General features: G+C 76.0%; 18 protein-coding genes. 11 read left to right on the top strand and 7 right to left on the bottom strand.

Going from position 1 to position 17860, the window contains the following annotated elements:
- Positions 1-226 precede the first annotated feature (226 nt).
- Positions 227-955: a hypothetical protein gene (locus tag ACFC1F_RS03600; RefSeq protein ID WP_376155375.1), complete on the top strand. Its 729-nt coding sequence runs from the start codon at positions 227-229 to the stop codon at positions 953-955.
- Positions 956-990: 35 nt separating this feature from the next.
- Here ACFC1F_RS03600 and ACFC1F_RS03595 read toward each other — a convergent pair whose 3' ends face one another.
- The gene (locus ACFC1F_RS03595) at positions 991-1443 is read right to left on the bottom strand and encodes a protein phosphatase (protein WP_209409718.1); all 453 of its coding nucleotides are present in this window, start codon (positions 1441-1443) and stop codon (positions 991-993) included.
- A 102-nt stretch (positions 1444-1545) separates the two neighbouring features.
- Between ACFC1F_RS03595 and ACFC1F_RS03590 the strand changes: the two genes are divergently transcribed.
- From ACFC1F_RS03590 to ACFC1F_RS03560, 7 genes are all read left to right on the top strand, one after another.
- On the top strand, positions 1546-3024 hold the full coding sequence (locus ACFC1F_RS03590; RefSeq protein ID WP_376155373.1) for a glycosyltransferase family 39 protein: 1479 nt from the start codon (positions 1546-1548) through the stop codon (positions 3022-3024).
- A gap of 131 nt (positions 3025-3155) precedes the next feature.
- A complete protein-coding gene (locus ACFC1F_RS03585) occupies positions 3156-3731 on the top strand; it encodes an RICIN domain-containing protein (protein ID WP_376155371.1) in 576 nt (191 codons plus the stop codon).
- A 145-nt stretch (positions 3732-3876) separates the two neighbouring features.
- Complete coding sequence (locus tag ACFC1F_RS03580) at positions 3877-4815, top strand: ABC transporter ATP-binding protein (protein ID WP_245203976.1); 939 nt, start codon at positions 3877-3879, stop codon at positions 4813-4815.
- The gene (locus tag ACFC1F_RS03575) at positions 4812-5666 is read left to right on the top strand and encodes an ABC transporter permease (protein WP_376155369.1); all 855 of its coding nucleotides are present in this window, start codon (positions 4812-4814) and stop codon (positions 5664-5666) included. The genes ACFC1F_RS03580 and ACFC1F_RS03575 overlap by 4 nt, the downstream gene beginning before the upstream one ends.
- 142 nt (positions 5667-5808) lie before the next feature.
- On the top strand, positions 5809-7098 hold the full coding sequence (locus ACFC1F_RS03570; protein WP_376155409.1) for a sensor histidine kinase: 1290 nt from the start codon (positions 5809-5811) through the stop codon (positions 7096-7098).
- A complete protein-coding gene (locus ACFC1F_RS03565) occupies positions 7088-7774 on the top strand; it encodes a response regulator transcription factor (protein WP_245203975.1) in 687 nt (228 codons plus the stop codon). The genes ACFC1F_RS03570 and ACFC1F_RS03565 overlap by 11 nt, the downstream gene beginning before the upstream one ends.
- Positions 7775-7954: 180 nt before the next feature.
- Entirely contained in the window at positions 7955-8770 is an 816-nt protein-coding gene (locus ACFC1F_RS03560; RefSeq protein WP_376155366.1) for an SDR family NAD(P)-dependent oxidoreductase, read from the top strand.
- Here the strand turns inward: ACFC1F_RS03560 and ACFC1F_RS03555 are convergent.
- Positions 8724-9671 carry an NAD(P)-dependent oxidoreductase gene (locus ACFC1F_RS03555; protein ID WP_376155364.1) on the bottom strand — a complete coding sequence of 316 codons (948 nt, stop codon included), beginning with the start codon at positions 9669-9671 and terminating at the stop codon, positions 8724-8726. The two genes, ACFC1F_RS03560 and ACFC1F_RS03555, sit on opposite strands and share 47 nt — an antisense overlap.
- 41 nt (positions 9672-9712) lie before the next feature.
- Between ACFC1F_RS03555 and ACFC1F_RS03550 the strand changes: the two genes are divergently transcribed.
- The gene (locus tag ACFC1F_RS03550; protein WP_376155363.1) at positions 9713-10159 is read left to right on the top strand and encodes a MerR family transcriptional regulator; all 447 of its coding nucleotides are present in this window, start codon (positions 9713-9715) and stop codon (positions 10157-10159) included.
- Here the strand turns inward: ACFC1F_RS03550 and ACFC1F_RS03545 are convergent.
- The 4 genes from ACFC1F_RS03545 to ACFC1F_RS03530 are packed head-to-tail and all read right to left on the bottom strand — an operon-like array spanning position 10104 to position 14139.
- Positions 10104-10784 carry an ABC transporter ATP-binding protein gene (locus ACFC1F_RS03545; RefSeq protein ID WP_376155362.1) on the bottom strand — a complete coding sequence of 227 codons (681 nt, stop codon included), beginning with the start codon at positions 10782-10784 and terminating at the stop codon, positions 10104-10106. The genes ACFC1F_RS03550 and ACFC1F_RS03545 overlap by 56 nt on opposite strands.
- Entirely contained in the window at positions 10781-11545 is a 765-nt protein-coding gene (locus ACFC1F_RS03540; RefSeq protein WP_376155360.1) for an ABC transporter ATP-binding protein, read from the bottom strand. Before ACFC1F_RS03540 ends, ACFC1F_RS03545 begins: the two co-directional genes overlap by 4 nt.
- Entirely contained in the window at positions 11542-13515 is a 1974-nt protein-coding gene (locus tag ACFC1F_RS03535) for an ABC transporter permease (protein ID WP_376155359.1), read from the bottom strand. Before ACFC1F_RS03535 ends, ACFC1F_RS03540 begins: the two co-directional genes overlap by 4 nt.
- Before the next feature lie 15 nt (positions 13516-13530).
- Positions 13531-14139, bottom strand: a complete 609-nt coding sequence (locus tag ACFC1F_RS03530; protein ID WP_376155408.1) for a hypothetical protein — start codon at positions 14137-14139, stop codon at positions 13531-13533.
- Between the two features lie 316 nt (positions 14140-14455).
- Here ACFC1F_RS03530 and ACFC1F_RS03525 point away from each other — a divergent pair, with 316 nt between their 5' ends.
- Positions 14456-15070, top strand: coding sequence for a hypothetical protein (locus ACFC1F_RS03525; protein ID WP_376155357.1), 615 nt, complete (start codon positions 14456-14458; stop codon positions 15068-15070).
- Entirely contained in the window at positions 15061-16488 is a 1428-nt protein-coding gene (locus ACFC1F_RS03520) for an ABC transporter substrate-binding protein (protein ID WP_376155356.1), read from the top strand. Before ACFC1F_RS03525 ends, ACFC1F_RS03520 begins: the two co-directional genes overlap by 10 nt.
- Positions 16489-16614: 126 nt before the next feature.
- On the opposite strand, the gene ACFC1F_RS03515 is transcribed toward ACFC1F_RS03520, so the two are convergent.
- A complete protein-coding gene (locus ACFC1F_RS03515) occupies positions 16615-17784 on the bottom strand; it encodes a PP2C family protein-serine/threonine phosphatase (protein ID WP_376155355.1) in 1170 nt (389 codons plus the stop codon).
- Positions 17785-17860 lie beyond the last annotated feature (76 nt).

Below are 17860 nucleotides of genomic sequence, written 5' to 3'. Positions count from 1 at the left end.
GTCGCCCTGCACAGGAAGTCGGCCGGTCCGACTTTCTGTGCGGGGCGGGCTTCGCCCTTGTGCGGGTGCTGGTTTGCTTCTCGCCCTTGCGGGCGCTGCGCGTACTGCCGGGCCTGTGAGCTGCCGGCGGCTTGCGCGCCGACCTGCATGAGAGGTCGGCCGGTCCGACTTCCTGTGCGGGGCGGGTGCCGAGGTCCCCGCTCGGCGGTGTGCGTAGGCTTCCGACATGCCCGGTCTGCTGCCCTCGGTTCCCCGCCTTCCGGGGCCGTTCGTGCCCGCCGCTCCCAACGTCGCCACCCCGTTGGGCGTGCTGGAGTTCGGCGCGGTCGTCGACCGCCGGCCGGTGCCGCGGCAGCCGACCAGCGTCCACCGGCTGCCCGGCGGCGCCCTGATCCACCGCTGGGAGTGCGACTCCGTCGAACTGGAGCTGCTGCTCTGCCCGTTCGAGGCATCCGCCACCGACTTCACCGTCCCGGTCGACGCCTGCTGGGGCGCCGTCTGGCAGGTGTACGCGCGCACCGCGCTGCGCCGCGTCGAGCTCTCGGCGGCCTTCCGCGCCGTGCCGGCGGACGTGGAGAGCGGCTACGACGGCACGCAGGCCGTGGCCGCCGTCAGCCTGGAGAACGCCGGCACCGTCCTCACCCTGAGCGGCTCCGACGAGGAGGACATCTGTGCCCGTGCCGAGGCCGGCGACTCCGTGCCCCGCCGCTGGGCCGCCCACCTCGACGACGTCTACCGCCGCTCGCCCAGCCTCACCTGGGGCGTCGAGTACGTGGACGGCCACCGCGGCCTGACCTGGACCCTCCCGCCCTTCGAACCGGGCGAGCACGCCGTCCTGCACGCCGCCACGAGCTGGCGCACCCCGCAGCCCGACGACCCCGAGGACGACATGTCCACCTGGTGGGCCGCCATGGTCCAGCCGTCGTACCTCCTGGCCGCGGCGTCGGCCCGGTAGCCGCCCCCCGGGCCCGTCCGTGAAACGCGCGCCCGTTACCCGAACCGCCCCACGAACCGGCGCTGCCACGGCGTCTCCACCGCGTGCCGGTCGTAGTGCTCCCGGACGTACGCCACCGCCTCGCCGGCCGGCACACCGTCCAGGACCGCCAGGCAGGCGAGGGCCGTGCCCGTCCGGCCGCGGCCGCCGGCGCAGGCGAGCTCGACCCGTTCGGCGGTCGACCGCTCCCACGCCTCCCGCAGGGCCGCGGCGGCCTCGGTGCGGTCGGCGGGCAGCCTGAAGTCCGGCCAGCGGAGCCACCTGGTCTCCCAGGGGAAGGCCGCGGGCCGCCGGCCCAACAGGTAGAAGCCGACATCGGGCCCCGGGCCCGGCGGCACCGGCCGGAGCAGGCCGCGCCCCCGCACCAGCCGGCCGGAGGGGAGTCGCATCACTCCGGCGGCGGTCGGATCCCAGGGCGCCCCGGAGGCTCGGTCGACAGAGACGGTCATGGGGCGAGCCTACGACGCTGCGGCAGGCCCCTTCCTCCACGGCCGCACGGCTGCGACACTCGCCCCATGGGCGTTCGGGGGGATGCGCCGGAGCAACCGGCCATGGTCGTAAGGCCGTTCGCGGCCAAGCAGGTCACCGCGGTCGCCGCCGCGGTTGCCGCGCTGCTGCTCCTGCTCGCGGGCCGCTACGGATTCCACCGCGACGAGCTGTACTTCCTGACCGCCGGCGAGCACCTGGCCTGGGGCTATGTCGACCAGCCGCCGCTGACCCCGCTGCTCGGGCGGGCGTCGACGGCGGTGTTCGGCGACAGCCTGACCGGGCTACGGGTGGTCCCGGCGCTGATCTGCGCGGCGAGCATCGCCCTGATGGCACTGCTGGCACGGGAGTTGGGCGCCGGACGACAAGGTCAGCTGCTCGCCGCCTGCTGCGCGGCCTGCTCGGCGTTCGTCCTCGCCGTCGGTCATCTGCTGAACACCAGCACCTTCGACCTGCTCGCCTGGCTGGCCGTCTGCCTGCCGGCACTGCGCCTGCTGCGGACCGGCGACGGCCGCTGGTGGGTGGCGCTCGGCGCGGCCACCGGGGTCGCGCTGCTCAACAAGGACCTCGTCGTGCTGCTCGCCGTCGCCCTCGTCCCCGCCGTGCTCGCGGTCGGGCCCCGGCACGTGCTGCGGAGTCGGTGGCCGGTGGCCGGACTGGCGGTCGCGCTGGTCGTCGCGCTGCCGAACCTGTGGTGGCAGGCCGCGCACGGCTGGCCCGAGCTGACCGTGGCCGGTGGGATCAGCGACAGGGACGGGGCCGGCAACCGACTGATGTTCGTGCCGATGCAGATCCTCTACCTGTCCCCGGTCCTGGTGCCGGTCTGGGTGGCGGGGTTCCGGCGGCTGCTCCGGGACCGGGCCGTGCACTGGGCCAGGCCCTTCGCCGTCGCCTACCCGGTGATCTGCGTCGCGGTGATCGCCGTCGGAGGCAAGCCGTACTACGCGTTCCCGTTGCTGCTGGTGCTGGTCGCCGCGGGCTGCGAGCCGCTGGCGCAGCGGGTGGCGGCGCGGCCACGTCGTGGCCGGGTGCGGTTCGCGGCGTGGCTGGCGTTCGCGGCCGCGGTGAACGTCGTGATCACCCTGCCGGTGCTGCCGGCTCAGCTGGTCCCGGTGGTGAACGGGATCGACGCGGAGCAGGGCGAGCAGATCGGCTGGCCCGAACTGGCCGAGGCCGCCGCCGGAGGCTGGTCCGCGATTCCGGCCGACCGGAGGGGCCGGGCGGTGATCTTCACCTCGAACTACGGCGAGGCGGGCGCGCTGGCCCGGTACGGCCCGCGCCACGGACTGCCGGCCCCCTACTCCGGGCACATGAGCCTCGCCGACTGGGGCCCGCCGCCGGACACCTCCGACGGCCCGGTCCTGCTGCTCCACCCGGACGGGTCCGCGGGCGTGGAGCGGTACTTCACGGGCTGTCGGGTGGTCGCCCGCGTCGACAACGGCCACGGAGTGGCGAACCAGGAGCAGCACGCCCCCGTCCTGCTGTGCACCGGCACCACCAGGCCGTGGTCCGCCCTCTGGCCGGAGCTGCGGCACTACTCCTAGGGCCGGCCGGGGATCGGCCAAGTCGGCCGGGGGAATCGGACACTCCGTCACCCCCGGTCGGCCATGTCATGGCCAAGTCATTTGTGTGGATGGTGAACTGACGCCCCGATCCCTCACACAGCGGAGGAACGATGAAGCGATTCACGCGGGTGGCGGCCGTGGCAGCGGCGGTGCTGGCAGCCGTGGCGGTCAGTTCGGTTCCGGCCCAGGCCGCCAACCCCGGGGTGCTGTACAACCTGGCCTCAGGTTGGTGCGCCGACCTGCCCAACTACGGCGCGGAGTACAACACCAAGGTGTACGAGTACACGTGCGACGGGTCAAGCAACGACAATCAGCAGTGGAGTTTCGACTACGACGGCAATGTCTACCGCGGCATGTCGGCCTTCACGATCCGCAACATCAAGAGCGGCCAGTGCATGGACGTGCCGGACTACGGGGTGGTGGACCCGGGCACCCAGGTCGGGATGTACACCTGCTCCCCGGGCGGCGGGGACAACCAGGAGTGGGTCTTCCAGCCGTCCTCGGACTACTCCGGCTACGGGGTGCTGATGAACGTGAAGACCCTGATGGCCACCACTCCGACGCTGTGCCTGGACGTCGCCAACTGGGGCGGCGAGCGCAACGGCCTGCCGCTGACCGTCTACAACTGCTACGGAGCCGGTTGGGCTTACGGCGGCACCGACGACCACCTCTGGACGCTGTACTAGAAGCAACGCCGTTCGTCCTGACGATCGGCTGAGCGCGGCCGAGGGGAGCCCCGGCGCCCGTATCAACCGATCGGTTGATACGGGCGCCCCGGGTCGAGCGGATCGGCGGATGCCGCCCGTCCCGGCCGCTCGCGAAGCTGGACCCATGAAACCTTCCGGCAGTCCAGCGCCGCCCGCCTCGGGCCCCGTCATCGAGGTGACCGGCCTTCAGAAGTCCTACGCGGGGCGCCCGGTGGTCGACGGCGTCTCCTTCTCCGTCGCCGAGGGCGAGATCTTCGGTCTGCTCGGCCCCAACGGTGCCGGCAAGACCACCGTGGTCGAGTGCGTGGCCGGGCTGCGCGTTCCCGACGGCGGCACCGTGCGCGTGGCCGGGCTCGACCCGCGGGCCGACCGCGCGGCGACCACCCGGGTCCTCGGCGTCCAGCTCCAGGAGAGCGAGCTCCAGCCCAAGCTGACCGTCCGCGAGGCCCTGGAGCTGTACGCCGCCTGCTACCCCGACCCCGCCGACTGGCGGTCGCTGGCCGGGCGGCTGAACCTCACCTCCCGGCTGTCCACCCGGTTCGCGGACCTCAGCGGCGGGCAGAAGCAGCGGCTGTTCATCGCGCTGGCGCTGATCGGCCGGCCGCGCGTGGTCGTCCTGGACGAGCTGACCACCGGGCTCGACCCGCAGGCCCGGCGCGCCACCTGGGAGCTGGTCGAGTCGGTCCGGGAGGGCGGGGTCACCGTCCTGCTGGTCACCCACTTCATGGAGGAGGCGCAGCGCCTCTGCGACCGCATCGCCGTCGTCGACCGGGGGCGGATCGTCGCGCTGGACACCCCGGCCGGGCTGATCGGCCGCTCGGCCGGGGCCAGGGTCGTCTCCTTCCGGCCCTCGGTGCCGCCGGCCGAGGCCGACCTCGCCGCGCTGCCCGGGCTCGTCTCCGTCGTCTCCGAGGAGGGCCGGCTCACGCTGGCCGGGACCGACGAGACCGTCGACGCCGTCCTCACCCTGCTCGCCCGCAACCGCATCACCGCCCATGAACTGCGCGTCACCGACGCCACCCTGGAGGACGCGTTCATCGACCTGACCGGAGCCGAGTCATGACCGCCGCCCGCACGCCGTCCACGCCGTCAACGTCAACGTCCACGTCCGGGGCGGCCGGGTCGTCCGGGGCGTCCGCGCCGTCCGCGCCGTCCGCCCGGGCCGTCCGCCGGCGCGGTCCGGCCGCCGCGGTCCTCGCCGCCGAGGCGCGGCTCTTCCTGCGGGAGCCGGCCGGCGTCTTCTGGATCCTGGTGTTCCCCACCCTGCTGCTCGTGATCCTCGGTTCGATCCCCGCCTTCCGCGAGGTCAAGGAGTCGCTCGGCGGCATCAGGACGGTCGACGCCTACGGGCAGGTGTCCGTGCTCATCGCGCTGCTCACGGCCGCCGTGGCGGCCATGCCACCGGTGATCACCGGCTACCGGGAGCGCGGCATCCTGCGCCGGATGTCGACCACCCCGGTCCGCCCGGCCGCGCTGCTCGGCGCGCAGATCGTCCTGCACGGCGCCGCCGCGTTGGTGTCCGCCGCGCTGTCGCTGGCGGTGGGCCGGATCGTCTTCGACGTGGCGCTGCCGCGGCAGCCGCTCGGCTACCTGCTCGCCCTGGTGCTCGCCGCTCTCGGCGCGCTGGCCCTCGGCGCGGTGATCTCCGCGCTCTCCCGGACCTCGAAGATCGCCAACGGGGTCGGCACCGCGGTCTACTTCCCGATGATGTTCTGCGTGGGCACCTGGGTGCCGGTGCAGGCGATGCCGGACGCGCTCGCCCGGGTGGTCGGCTGGACGCCGTTCGGCGCCGCCGCCGAGGCGTTCGGCGAGGCGTCGGCGGGGTCCTGGCCGGGCTTCGGGCACCTGGGCGTGCTCGCGGTCTGGGTGGTGGCGCTGCTGGCGGCGGCCGCCCGCTGGTTCCGGTGGGAGTGACCCCGTGGTGATCGGCCTCGTGCAGACTGGGCGGGTGACCATTGCGTACGGGGGGGCCGGCGGGGACGCGGCCGACGGGGGCGGGCCCGGCGGGATCGCCGTCGGGGGCGGTGCGCCCGGCAGCGACCGGGGCGGGAGCGACGTGGCGCGGACGGGGGCCGAGAACGCCGCGAGGGCCGGCACCGCCGTCGAGCGGCGGTGGGCGGTGTTCCACCGCTGGGGATCGTTCGCCCTGCTCGGCGCCGGCCTGCTGTTCTCGGCGGCCACCTCCCGGCTGATCGGGATGGACGGGCCCCGGTGGGCGGCCGTCGGGGCGCTCGCCGCCGCGGCCGTCGTGCTGCAACTGTGGTGGCTCGCGGCGGCCCGCGACCGCCCCGGCCCGTCCGCCTACAGCGCCGCGTACTACGGGGTCCGCTGGGCACTGGCCTTCGCGCTGACCTGGCTGAACCCGTTCTTCGCCACCTATGCGACCGCCGGCTACTACGACGCGGAGCGGCTCCTGCCGCGGCGCCTGCGCTGGCCCGGCATGGTCGCCACCGCGGTGACCCTGGCGGGCTCCCAGTCCGGCGGGTTCCCGCCGCGCGGCACGACCGGGATGGTCGTCTTCGGCGGGCTGCTCACCGTGCACCTCGTGCTGCTGGTGGTGCTCAGCCGGGTCGCCGCCCAGGAGGCCGAACGGGCCCGCGCCCAGGCCACCGCCATCGAGGAGCTGGCCCGGGCCAACGCCGCGCTCCAGCAGGCGCTGGCGGAGAACGCCGCCCTGCACGCCCAACTGCTCGTCCAGGCGCGGGAGGCCGGGGTCGCCGACGAGCGCACCCGGATGGCGGCCGAGATCCACGACACGATCGCACAGGGGCTGGCCGGCATCGTCACCCAGCTCCAGGCCGGTGCCACCGCCCCCGACCCGGCCGCCGCCCGCGGCCACCTCGACCGGGCCGCCGACCTCGCCCGGCACAGCCTCGGTGAGGCCCGCCGCTCCGTCCGCAACCTCTCGCCGGCGGCGCTGGAGCACGACACGCTGCCGGGGGCGCTGCGCAAGACGGTCGCCGAGTGGCGCGAACGGACGGGGGTGCAGGCCGAGTTCACCGTCACCGGCACGGTGGAGGAGCTGCACGGCGAGATCGCCGCCACCCTGCTGCGGATCGGCCAGGAGGCGCTCGCCAACGCCGCCCGGCACGCGCAGGCGACCCGTCTCGGGCTCACCCTCTCCTTCATCGACGACGAGGTCGTCCTCGACGTGCGGGACGACGGCCGGGGCTTCGACCCGCTCGCCCTGCCCACCGCCTCCGCCCGCGCCGGCACCGGCGGCTTCGGCCTGTCCGGCATGCGGGCCCGGGCCGAGCGCATCGCCGGCTCGGTCACCATCGAGTCCGAACCCGGCTTCGGGACGGCGGTCTCGGCTCGCGTACCGTTGGTGCGCCATGAGCGATGACGTGATCACCCTGCTCCTCGTCGACGACCACCCCGTCGTGCGCGACGGCCTGCGCGGCATGTTCGCCGCCGACCCCGGGTTCCGCGTGCTGGGCGAGGCGTCGAGCGGCCCCGAGGCCGTGGCCCGGGTCGCCGCGCTCGACCCCGACGTCGTCCTGATGGACCTGCGGATGCCGGGCGGCGGCGGGGTCGAGGCCATCACCGCCCTCACGGACCGGGGTGCGCGGGCCCGCGTCCTCGTCCTCACCACGTACGACACGGACGCCGACACCCTCCCCGCCATCGAGGCCGGCGCCACCGGCTACCTGCTGAAGGACGCACCGCGCGACGAGCTGTTCACCGCGGTGCGCGCCGCGGCCGAGGGGCGCACCGTGCTCTCCCCGGCGGTCGCCTCCCGGCTGGTCGCCGCGGTGCGCACCCCGGCGGCCCGCGGCGGGGCGGCCCACGGGGAGGACGGCCCCCGCGGGGAGGGTCCGGAGGAGACGCCGCTGTCGACGCGCGAGCGCGAGGTGCTGGCCCTGGTGGCCAAGGGCACCTCGAACCGGGAGATCGCCCGGGTGCTGTTCATCAGCGAGGCGACCGTGAAGACCCACCTCACGCACATCTACGCCAAGCTGGGTGCGGCCGACCGGGCCGCCGCCGTGGCCCAGGCGTACGAGCGGCGCATCCTCGGGTAGGGCCCGTCCGTCGTGGCGCCACCGGCGCGCCCGTGCCGAACCGCCCTGCCGAACCGCCTTCGCCGACCCGTCTCTGCCGCACCGGGACCGCCACCGCGACCACCTCCGCCGCCACTTCCGCGGACCGGTGAACCGTTGCGCACCACGGTTTCTGACGGATGGTCGGTAGAGTCCGGTGCCATGACCGAGGTGAGCGGCGAACCGCGTGACGGATCCCCTGGCGACGGACTCCCGGGAGGCGGCCGGCTGGCCGGCAAGGTGTGCGTGGTGACGGGCGCGGCCAGCGGCATCGGCCGCGCGGTGGCCGAGCGCTTCGCCCGGGAGGGCGCGTCGGTCGTCGCCACCGACATCGACGCCGTCGGCCTGCGCCGGCTGGCGGAGCAACTCCCGCAGGCCGTCGTCACGGTGGTCGGCGACGTCTCCCGCGACGACGACGCCCGCCGGATGATCGCCGCCGCCGTCGACCGGCATGGTCGCCTCGACGTCCTGGTGGCCAACGCGGGCGTGCTGCCGCTGATGGAGATCACCGAGGCGAGCGCCGAGGAGTGGGACCAGGTGATGGCCGTCGACGGCCGCGGCATGTTCCTCACCTGCAAGTACGCGATCGAGGCGATGGCGGCCCCGCGGGGCCGGGGCGGCGCGATCGTCTGTGTCTCCTCCATCTCCGGCGAGGCCGGCCAGCGCGGCCAGGCCGTCTACGGGCCCGCCAAGTTCGTCGCCTCCGGCCTCACCAAGCACCTCGCCGTCGAGTGGGCCGACCGCGGCATCCGGGTCAACGCCGTCGCCCCCGGCACCATCACCACCGAGCGCGTGCGCCGCCTCCGGGACGAGCCGGGCGGTTCCGAGTACCTCGCGGCGATCGAGCGGCTCCACCCGATGGGCCGCCTCGGCGCGCCCGCCGAAGTGGCCGCCGCCGTCGTGTTCCTGGCATCCGACGACGCCTCCTTCGTCACCGGCGCCGTCCTCCCGGTCGACGGGGGCTACCTGGCGCAGTAGGCCGTCGGGCGCCCAGCACCTCGATCAGCACCGAGACGCCCTCCGGGCCGCGGCCCGCGGCGAGGGCCCGCTCGGTGACGGCGAGGGCGGCGTCCAGGACGGCGGTGTCCAGGCCGCGGGCGCGGGCGGTGCCCGCGACGTGGGCGAGGCCGGCCGCGGCGGAGGTGACGCTGCTGAGGTCGCCGGGGTGGTGGCCCTCGTCGGCGCGGCGGGCCCAGTCGTCGATGAGGGCCGGCAGGATGCGCGGCAACCCGTGGGCGTACGGGGCGAGTTCGGCGGCAGCGATGCCCTCGGCGCGGGCCAGGGCGAGGGCGTGCAGGTAGCCGTGCGCGGTGGTCCAGAAGAAGTCCAGCAGCGCCGCGTCGTACGCCGCCGCCCGGCCGGGGTCGGCGCCCAGGTGGGTGACGGTGCCGGCGAGAGCGGCCAGCGCGGGCCGGTGCACGTGGAACGGCTCCTCCTCGCCGGAGCAGACGATCACGCCGCCCGGCTGCCCGATGGTCGGGGTGGGGGTGAGGATCGCGGCGTTGAGCAGCCGGACGCCTTGTCCGGCGGCCCGGGCGGCGGTCTCCCGGGCCTGTCCGGGGGCGACGGAGGTGGTGTTGACCACGGTCCGGCCCCGCAGGGCCTCGCCGGCGGCGTCGAGGACGGCCCGGGCGGCGTCGTGGTCGCGGACGCAGAGCAGCGTGAGAGGGCTCGCGCTCGCGGCCCCGGCGGCGCTCACGGCGGCTTCGGCGCCCCCGGCGAGCAGGTCGGCGTCCCGGCCGGGGGTGCGGTTCCAGACGGTGACCGGATGGCCGGCCGTGAGCAGCGCGGAGGCCAGCGCGCGGCCCATCGGGCCGAGGCCGAGCACGGTAACGGGGGTGCGGGAAGGGCTGGTTGCGGAAGATCGGAAGTCTGTCACGGCGGTTAAGCTAGACCTTCACGTCGACGTGAGGGTCAAGCGTGGGAACGGGCGCCGAGGGGGCCGTGGTGCGGATCGGGGAACTGGCCGGGCGGACCGGGGTGAGCACCCGTGCGCTGCGCTACTACGAGGAGCAGGGCCTGCTCAGCCCCGAACGCCGCCCCAGCGGCTACCGCGAGTACGGCGAGCACGACGTCCGCACCGTCCACGGCATCCGCACCCTGCTCGCAGCGGGCCTCAGCAGCACGGTGATCGCCGGGATCCTGCCCGGCCTGCCCGCCCCCGGCGAGCGCCGCCCCGGCCCGACCTGCCCCGAACTCCTCGCCGGCCTCGCCGCCGAGGACGCCCGGATCGCCGGGACCATCAGCGAACTCGAGTCCGCACGCCGCCTGTTGGGCGACATCATGGCCGCCGCGGCGCCGGGCGAACTGATCACCACGCCCCGGCCGGACGCCCCCTCAGCTCGGAAGGCTCCCCGGAGAAGCTGACCTCGCCCCGGTGCAGCACGTGGACGACCGCCGCCCCGGCCAGGCTGCGGGGGAGCGACTGCGCGGTCAGCACGACCGTCCGGTCCCCGGCGGCGGCCGTGCCGAGCAGGTGGGCGTGGAGCCGGGCCGTGACGGCGGGCGCGAGGCCCCGGTCCGGCTCGTCGAGCAGGAGCAGGCGCGGGCGTGCGGTCAGCGCCCGGGCGACGGCGACCAGTTGCCGCTGGCCGCCGGAGAGCGTCCCGGCCGGGCGGGGCAGCAGGGCGGACAGCTCGGGCAGGAGCGCGAGCACCTCGTCCGCCCCGGAGGGGTCGGAGCCGCCGAGCCCGAGGTGCTCGGCCACCGTCAGCGAGGCGAACACCGCCCGCTCCGCCGGCACCAGTGCCAGCCCGAGCCGGACCCGCCGGTGCGCGTCGAGCGCGGTGACGTCCCGCCCCTGCCAGAGCACCCGCCCGGCGGTGAGGCGGACCACCCCGGCGAGCGCGTGCAACGCGCTGGTGCGGCCGGAGCCGTTGCGGCCGAGCAGGACGGTGACCGCGCCGGCCGGGAAGGCGAGGTCCACCCCGTGCAGCGCCTCCAGCGGCCCGTACCGGACGCGGGCCGAGCGCAGGGCGGCTTCGACGCTCACGGGCCGGCCCCCGTCGGTGCCGCCGCCCCGCCCCACAACCGCTCCACCCGGGCGTCGGCGAGTACGGCGCGGGCCGGACCGCACGTCACCACCCGGCCGCCGGCCATCGCGTACACGGTGTCGGCCAGCTCCCCGACCAGGTCCGGGTCGTGCTCGACCAGCAGCAGCGCCATGCCCCGGCCGGCCAGGCCGCGCAGGACGGAGACCAGCCGGGCGGTCTGCGCCGCGTCCAGACCGGCCGACGGCTCGTCCAGGAGCAGCACGCGCGGGTCGCCGGCCAGGGCGCGGGCCAGCTCCACCAGGCGCAGCACCCCGGTCGGCTGGTCGCCGGCCGGCTGCGCCGCGACGCTCCCGAGCCCGAACAGGGCGAGGGCCCGCGCCGTCGCCCCGTCCACCGTGCGCGGGTCCGGCCGGCGGCCGCGCCGCTGCTCGGCGCCGATCCGGACGTTGTCCGCGACCGGGAGGGTCGGGAAGACGGCGATCTGCTGGAACGTCCGGGCCAGCCCGAGCCGGACCCGGGCGTACGCGGGCAGCCGGGTGACGTCACGGCCGCCGAGCAGCACCCGGCCGGCGTCCGGGCGGACCGTCCCGGCCAGGCAGTCGAAGAGCGTGCTCTTGCCGGCACCGTTCGGTCCGATCAGTGCGGTGATCCGCCCCGGCGGCGCGGCCAGGTCCACCCCGGCCACCGCCTCGATCCCGCCGTACCGGCGGACCACGCCCCGCGCGGTCAGCCGGGCCCGGCCGGCGTCCGTACGGTTCACGGCCGGGCCTCCCCCGGGGCGTCGCCGCGCCGGGCGGCGATCAGGGCGCGGAGCCGTCGGCCCGCCGGGGTGAGCCGGGCGGGCGGCAGCGCCGCGGCGGCCTCCGCCGGGCGGCGGCGCGGCAGACGGGCCGCCATGCCCGCGAGGCCACCCGGCAGGCGGCCGATCGCCGCCGCGAGGACGCCGACCGCGACCGCCGACACCCCCGCCACCGTGCCCGAGTCCAGGCCGATCAGCAGGGCGGCGGCGAGCACCGCCCCGAGCGCGCTGTCCGCGCCGGCCACCACCACGGCCGCGAACCACAGCAGCCCGAGCACCGGGTCGAACGAGGCCGCGTCGAAGGCCCGCCCGGCCAGGCCCATCAGCGCGCCGCCGAGCGCGGCCAGCGCCGCCCCGGCCACGAAGGCGAACAGCTTCAGCCCGGGCACGTCCACCCCCGCCGCCACCGCGCCCTGCTCGTGGTCGCGCATCGCGGTCAGGGCCCGGCCCAGCCGCCCCCGGTGCAGTGCGTGCACCACCACCAGGCCCAGCCCGAGCAGCAGCAGTTCGGCGAGGTAGAAGGCCCGGTCGCCGGCCAGGAAGGCGGGCCGGTCGAGAGTCAGCCCGGTGGTCGCGTACGGCTGCTGGAAGACGAAGCGGCTCATCGCCGTCCCGACCGCGAAGGTGACGAGGGCGAGCGCCAACCCGCGCCGCCGGATCGCCGGCCAGCCGGTGAGCAGACCGAGCGGCGCGGTCGCCAGGACCGCGAGCAGCAGCGCGGGCGCGGCGGGCAGCGGCGGCACGCCCGGGATCCGTCCGGACATCAGCAGCGCCGTCCCCAGCGCGCCGAGCCCCGCGTACCCGGCCTGGCCGAGCGAGATCTGCCCGCCGTACCCGGTCACCACCACGATGGACAGCAGGACCAGGGCCAGCGCGGGCACCAGCAGCGCGCTGCGCAGGTCGTTGCCGCGGAAGCCGAGCGGCAGCAGGAGCAGCACCAGGCAGGCCGCCCGGGCCGCCCGCCCCCCGCCGGCCGGCCCGGGCGCGGTGAGCGGGGCACGGTCGGGCTGCCCGCCCGTGATCCGGGGGCCGGCCAGCAGTGCGGCGGCCAGCAGCGCCACCACGAACAGGTTGGCCTGCACCGCCTGCACCAGCGGCAGCAGCTGGCCGGGCGGGCGCAGCCGGGTCATCTCGGCCTGCGCGATCCCGAGGCCGAGGCCGGTCGCCACCGCCACCGGGATGGACCGCAGCCGGGCGGCCACCGCGACCGCCATCGTCTCCATCACCAGCAGCGGCAGCCCGTACGGGTCGAGCAGCAGGTAGGGCGCCAGCGCGACACCGACCAGGCCGGCGGTGAACGAGCCGAACGCCCAGCCGGCCGCCGAGACCCGGTCGGCGTCCACCCCGGCCAGCCGGGCGAGCCGGCGGTCGTCGACGACCGCGCGCAGCTGGAGGCCGAACCGGGTGAAGCGGGTGGTCGCGGCCACCGTCACGGAGAGCACCAGGATGGCGGCGAGCTGCGCCACGGTGTCCGGCCGCAGGGTGTGTCCGCCGGGCAGCACGATCGGAGCACCGCCGAACGGGGACGGCGCGCCGCTCAGCGGGGCGGCGCCCCAGAGCAGCACCACCACCCCGATGAGCAGGACGAAGACGCCGACCCCGGCGACCACGGTCTCGGCCGTCCCGGCGCCGCGCCGCTGCAACGGCCGGTACACCAGGGCGTCCAGCACCACCCCGAGGGCGGGCGCGACCAGCAGCAGGCAGCACGCGACGGCCGGCCAGACCGGCCAGTGCCGCACCACGACGAGGTCGCGCAGCAGGTAGGCGACGAGCATGGCCTGCGCGCCCTGGGCGAGGTTGAGCACGCCGGTGGCGCGGTGGCAGACGACCAGGCCGATGCCGCTCAGGGCGGCGGCGCAGCCGACGGTCAGTCCGGCGAGCGCGAGGTCGACGGTGAGGCCGAGGGAGTCGGGGGTGAGGACGTCCGGCACGGGGACCTCCGCCGCTCAGCCGGCCGGTGGGGCGGCGTCGCCCGGGCCGGCGGGGCCGGCGGGGCCCTCGGGCGGGTCGGCCCCGCCGGGCGGCCCGGGTTCGCAGAGCCGGCAGGGGGCGAGCCCGCGCGCCCGGACGGCGGCGGCGTCCACCGGTACGGCCCGGGGTTTGCCGGTCACCAGCGGGCAGTGCGGCCGGTGGTAGAGGGTGCCCTCGGGGACGGCCAGCGTGACGCCGGCGGTCTCCGCGTCGCCCGCGGCGTCAGCGTCGCCCGCGTCGCCCGTGTCGTCGGCGTCGCCTGCGTCGCTCGCGGCGCCCGTGCCGTCGGCGTCGTCACCGGGGGAGTTGTCGCCGGGGGAGCCGTCGCCGGGCCCGTCGTCGGGCTCGACCAGCAGGGCGTAGAGCCGCTCGACCCGCAGGTGCGTCAGGTCGGCGGAGCGGTCGGACGGCCCCGGGGAGCGGCCGGAGGAGCGCAGGGCGACCAGGACGACGCCCGCCACGATCAGCGCCGCGCCCGGGATGGTGGACGAGGCCAGGTAGGGGATCTGCTGCTCGGCGAACTGCTCGCCGGACACCCCGTACCAACCCAGCACGCAGAGGGCGGCCCCCGCGGCCGCGATGATCCAGCCGGTCCACTCGCGCCACTCGCTCCACCCGCGCGCGCCGCGGACCGTCCGCACCGCCCGCGCGGCGGGGCGCCGCGGGCCGGCGGCGGGAGGGCCGCCCGCCCCCTGAGCGGCGGTACGGGAGCTTTCGCCCCCGGATTGCGATTCGTCCATGGATCCGCCTTGATGGTGTCACTTGCGACATTTCCAGGATCGGCCTGGAACAGCATCCGGACATCGGCGGAGCGGGCCGCGCGGCGCATCCGGGCGGCGCGGCCGACGCGGTCGGGGCTTCGGCGCCGACGACGTGACCGCCGCAGTCGAGAGGAACACCATGCACGTGAGGCAGAGCGGCACCCGCGACACCCGCGGCACGCGTCGGGGCGGCGGCCCGGTCCTGCGGTCGGCGAGCGCGCTGCTCGCGTTGCTGCTGGTGGGCACGGTGGCCGCGTGCAGCAGCAGCAAGTCCACCTCGACGGCCTCGGGGTCGGCATCCGTGTCCGCCTCGGCGTCGGCCAGTGCCAGTGCCAGTGCGAGCGCCAGCGCCAGTGCCAGCGCGAGCCCCGGCGGGACCGCGCCCGCCGACCCGGCGACCGCGAAGAACCAGGTCACCGCGAACTGGGAGAAGTTCTTCGACCCCAGCACCCCGATCCCGGAGAAGGCCAGTCTGCTCCAGAACGGTGACGTGCTGCTCCCCGCCCTCCAGGGCTTCTCCCAGGACCCGCGGGTCGGCCAGGTGAAGGCCAGGGTGACCGACGTGGCGTTCACCTCGCCGACCGATGCCACCGTCACCTACGAGCTCTCGCTCCAGGGCACCGTGGTCGAGCCGAGTGCCACCGGCCAGGCCGTGCTGGAGAACGGCACCTGGAAGGTCTCCCGCTCGACCCTGTGCGGCCTGCTCACCCAGGCGGGCGCGGGCAGCGGAACCCCGATCCCCGGATGCAGCTGACGGCGCCGCCCTCCCGCCGGGCCGCCGGCGGACCCGTCCGCCGACGGCCCGCGCGCCGCGCCCGCGTCCGTGTCCGCGCCCTGGCGCTGTCGCTCGTGCCGCTGCTCGTGCTGCTGCCCGTCGCCGCCTGCGGGACCCGGCTTCCGGACAGCGCGTTCGGCCCCCGCCCCACCCCGGGCGGGGGCGGTACGACGGGCGGCAATCCGGCCTCCGACACCGGTGTCACCGCCACCGAGATCCGGGTCGGCATCGTCACCTCGCTGACCAGCCCGGTCGGCAGCGAGGTGTTCAGCGGCCCCCGCTACGGCGCGCTGGCCTTCTTCCAGGCCCTGAACGACCGCGGCGGCCTGCACGGGCGCACCGTCAAGCCGGTCACCTGCGACGACGGCGGCAGCGGCATCGGCAACCAGGACTGCGTGCACCGGCTGATCGACCAGTCGCACGTCTTCGCCTTCGTCTCCGGCAGCGTGCTGGACTACGCGGGCGCCCCGTACGTGAGCGGGAAGGCCGTGCCGGACGTCGGCGGCCAGCCGATCGGCACGGCGTACGACCGCTGGCCGCACCTCTACGAGATCTACGGCAACAGCGCCCCGCGCGACGGGAACGCCGTCGGCTGGAACGGGACGCTCTACCAGACCACCGAGGTGTACCGGTTCTTCAAGGAGCGGCTGGGCGCACGCAGCGCCGCGGTGGTCGCCTACAACCAGGCCGACTCGGCCCGCTACGCCGCCCAGCTGAGGGAGGGCCTGGAGGCGGAGGGCTACCGGGTCCTGACGCAGACGGTCGACTTCGCGCTGCCGAACTTCCAGGCGGTCGCCGCCGCCGTCCGCGCCGACGGCTCGCAGCTGCTGTTCGACGCCATGGACACCCGCGGCAACGCGGCCCTGTGCCAGGCGCTGGACGAGGCGGGGGTGGAGGTCGAGGCGAAGGTGACCAACGTCCAGAACTGGTCCGAGACCGTCCGCACCGACTACCAGTCGTCACCCGGTTGCCGCAACGTGCTCTGGGCGACCTCGTCCAGCCTCAACTACGAGGACGTGGACCACCCGGCGGTGGCGGACTTCCGCGCCGCGATGGCCCGGTACTACCCCGACCGCGCGCCGCTGCTCTCGGCCTGGGAGCTGGAGGGCTGGGCGGGTGCGCAGTGGCTCACCGACGCGATGGACTCCTGCGGCGCGGAGCTCACGCGGGCCTGCGTCGGGGGCTTCATGAACCGTGCCGAGCCCTACGACGCGCACGGCCTGATCCTGCCCGCCTCCTTCGTGCCGCAGCCGCCGCCGTCGGGCCTGACCCGTGCCTGTCTGAACGCGGCCCGCTGGCAGGACGCGGCGGAGGGGGGAAGGGGCGGCTGGGTCACCCAGGTGGCGTCCATGACCACCAACTGCTTCGACGTGCCGCAGCTGCCGTACCGGCCGTGACCCCGGCCGCGTGACCCAGCCCGTGACCCCGCCCGTGACCCCGGTGACGCCGTCCGGGTGACGCCGTCCGGGCGTGACCCGCCCGGGGCGGCGCCCGCCCCGGGGCCGCGCTCGGGCGGGGTGTGCTCAGGCGAGCCGCTCCACCACGACGATCGCCGCGTCGTCGTCCAGCCGGCCGCCGACGTGGGCGAGCAGGTCGCGGCGCAGGTGGCCCAGCAGGGCGGTCGGACGGTCGTCCCGCCAGGCGGTGACGCGCTCGGTGAGCGGGTAGAAGCGCCGCTCGGCGTCGCGGGCCTCGATCACGCCGTCGGTGTAGATCAGCAGCCGGTCGCCGGGGACGAACGGGAACACCTCCACCTCGTACGCGGTCGGGGCCAGCTCGCCGAGACCGAGCGGGGGAGCGGGGTGGCGGGCGCCGAGCGTGGTGATGCCGTCGGCGTGCAGCAGCAGCGGGGGCGGGTGGCCGCAGTCGATCAGCCGCAGGACGGAGCCGTCGTCCGGGATGTCCAGGATCACGGCGGTGATGAACGACTCGCTGCTGTCGTCCGTGGCCGGCCCGTCCCCCTCCGGGCCCGGGACGGCGCCCGCCACCGCCCGGCGCAGCCGGTTCTGCTCGCCGAGCTGGGCGAGGTCCCAGCAGACGCTGCCGTCCAGGTAGGTGGCGAGTTCCGGCAGCTCGGCGTGGAGGTGGGCGGCCGCCCGGAACGCACCGAGCAGCAGGGCGGCGTCGCCGAGCGAGGAGAGGCCCTTGCCCCGGACGTCGCCGACCAGCAGGCGGGTGCCGGTCGCGGTGCGGGCCGCGGCGTAGAGGTCCCCGCCGACCTGCGCCTCGGCCTCGGCGGCCAGGTAGACGGAGGCGAGGTGGAGCGGCCCGATCCGGTCCGGCAGCGGGCGCAGCAGGACGCGCTGGGCCGCCTCGGAGACCGAGCGGACCTGGGCCAGCTCCCGTTCGTGCCGGTCGCGCAGCACCCGCAGGCCGACGATCAGCGCCGAGACGGCGACCTGCGCGCCGAGCTGGGTCTCGTGGTTGGCGGTGTAGAGGCCGTCGCGCTGGATCCCGATGAAGGTCAGCGCGGCGAGTGCGAGCAGGGCGATGACCGTGGTGGCCCGGGCGCCCGCGAAGGAGGCGGTGAGCGCGGGGGCGACGATCAGCAGCGGGCCCAGGTGGATGTCGGGCGGGGCGAGGATGTCCACGACGGTGATCGCCAGGATCAGCGCGAGCGCCAGCACCGTCAGAGCGCGGCGGCCGGGCCGCCACGACCGGCGGCCGTCACCGGGACGCTGCCGAAGTGGCACCTCTCCTCTGTACACCGTCCGGGCTGTGCACCGCACGTCGGCGGGCCGCCGTCCGGGGCGTGGTCCGGGTCAGCCG

The sequence above is a fragment of the Kitasatospora sp. NPDC056181 genome, assembly GCF_042266225.1.
Taxonomy (GTDB): Bacteria; Actinomycetota; Actinomycetes; order Streptomycetales; family Streptomycetaceae; genus Kitasatospora.
Note: the sequence above shows the minus strand (reverse complement) of the source record. Positions and strands in the feature narration are given on the sequence as shown.

Excerpts from the sequence above, each read along its gene's own strand:
- ACFC1F_RS03600 (WP_376155375.1), top strand. The coding sequence starts at position 227 with ATGCCCGGTCTGCTGCCCTCGGTTCCCCGCCTTCCGGGGCCGTTCGTG.
- ACFC1F_RS03595 (WP_209409718.1), bottom strand. The coding sequence starts at position 1,443 with ATGACCGTCTCTGTCGACCGAGCCTCCGGGGCGCCCTGGGATCCGACC.
- ACFC1F_RS03590 (WP_376155373.1), top strand. The coding sequence starts at position 1,546 with ATGGTCGTAAGGCCGTTCGCGGCCAAGCAGGTCACCGCGGTCGCCGCC.
- ACFC1F_RS03585 (WP_376155371.1), top strand. The coding sequence starts at position 3,156 with ATGAAGCGATTCACGCGGGTGGCGGCCGTGGCAGCGGCGGTGCTGGCA.
- ACFC1F_RS03580 (WP_245203976.1), top strand. The coding sequence starts at position 3,877 with ATGAAACCTTCCGGCAGTCCAGCGCCGCCCGCCTCGGGCCCCGTCATC.
- ACFC1F_RS03575 (WP_376155369.1), top strand. The coding sequence starts at position 4,812 with ATGACCGCCGCCCGCACGCCGTCCACGCCGTCAACGTCAACGTCCACG.
- ACFC1F_RS03565 (WP_245203975.1), top strand. The coding sequence starts at position 7,088 with ATGAGCGATGACGTGATCACCCTGCTCCTCGTCGACGACCACCCCGTC.
- ACFC1F_RS03560 (WP_376155366.1), top strand. The coding sequence starts at position 7,955 with ATGACCGAGGTGAGCGGCGAACCGCGTGACGGATCCCCTGGCGACGGA.
- ACFC1F_RS03525 (WP_376155357.1), top strand. The coding sequence starts at position 14,456 with ATGCACGTGAGGCAGAGCGGCACCCGCGACACCCGCGGCACGCGTCGG.
- ACFC1F_RS03520 (WP_376155356.1), top strand. The coding sequence starts at position 15,061 with ATGCAGCTGACGGCGCCGCCCTCCCGCCGGGCCGCCGGCGGACCCGTC.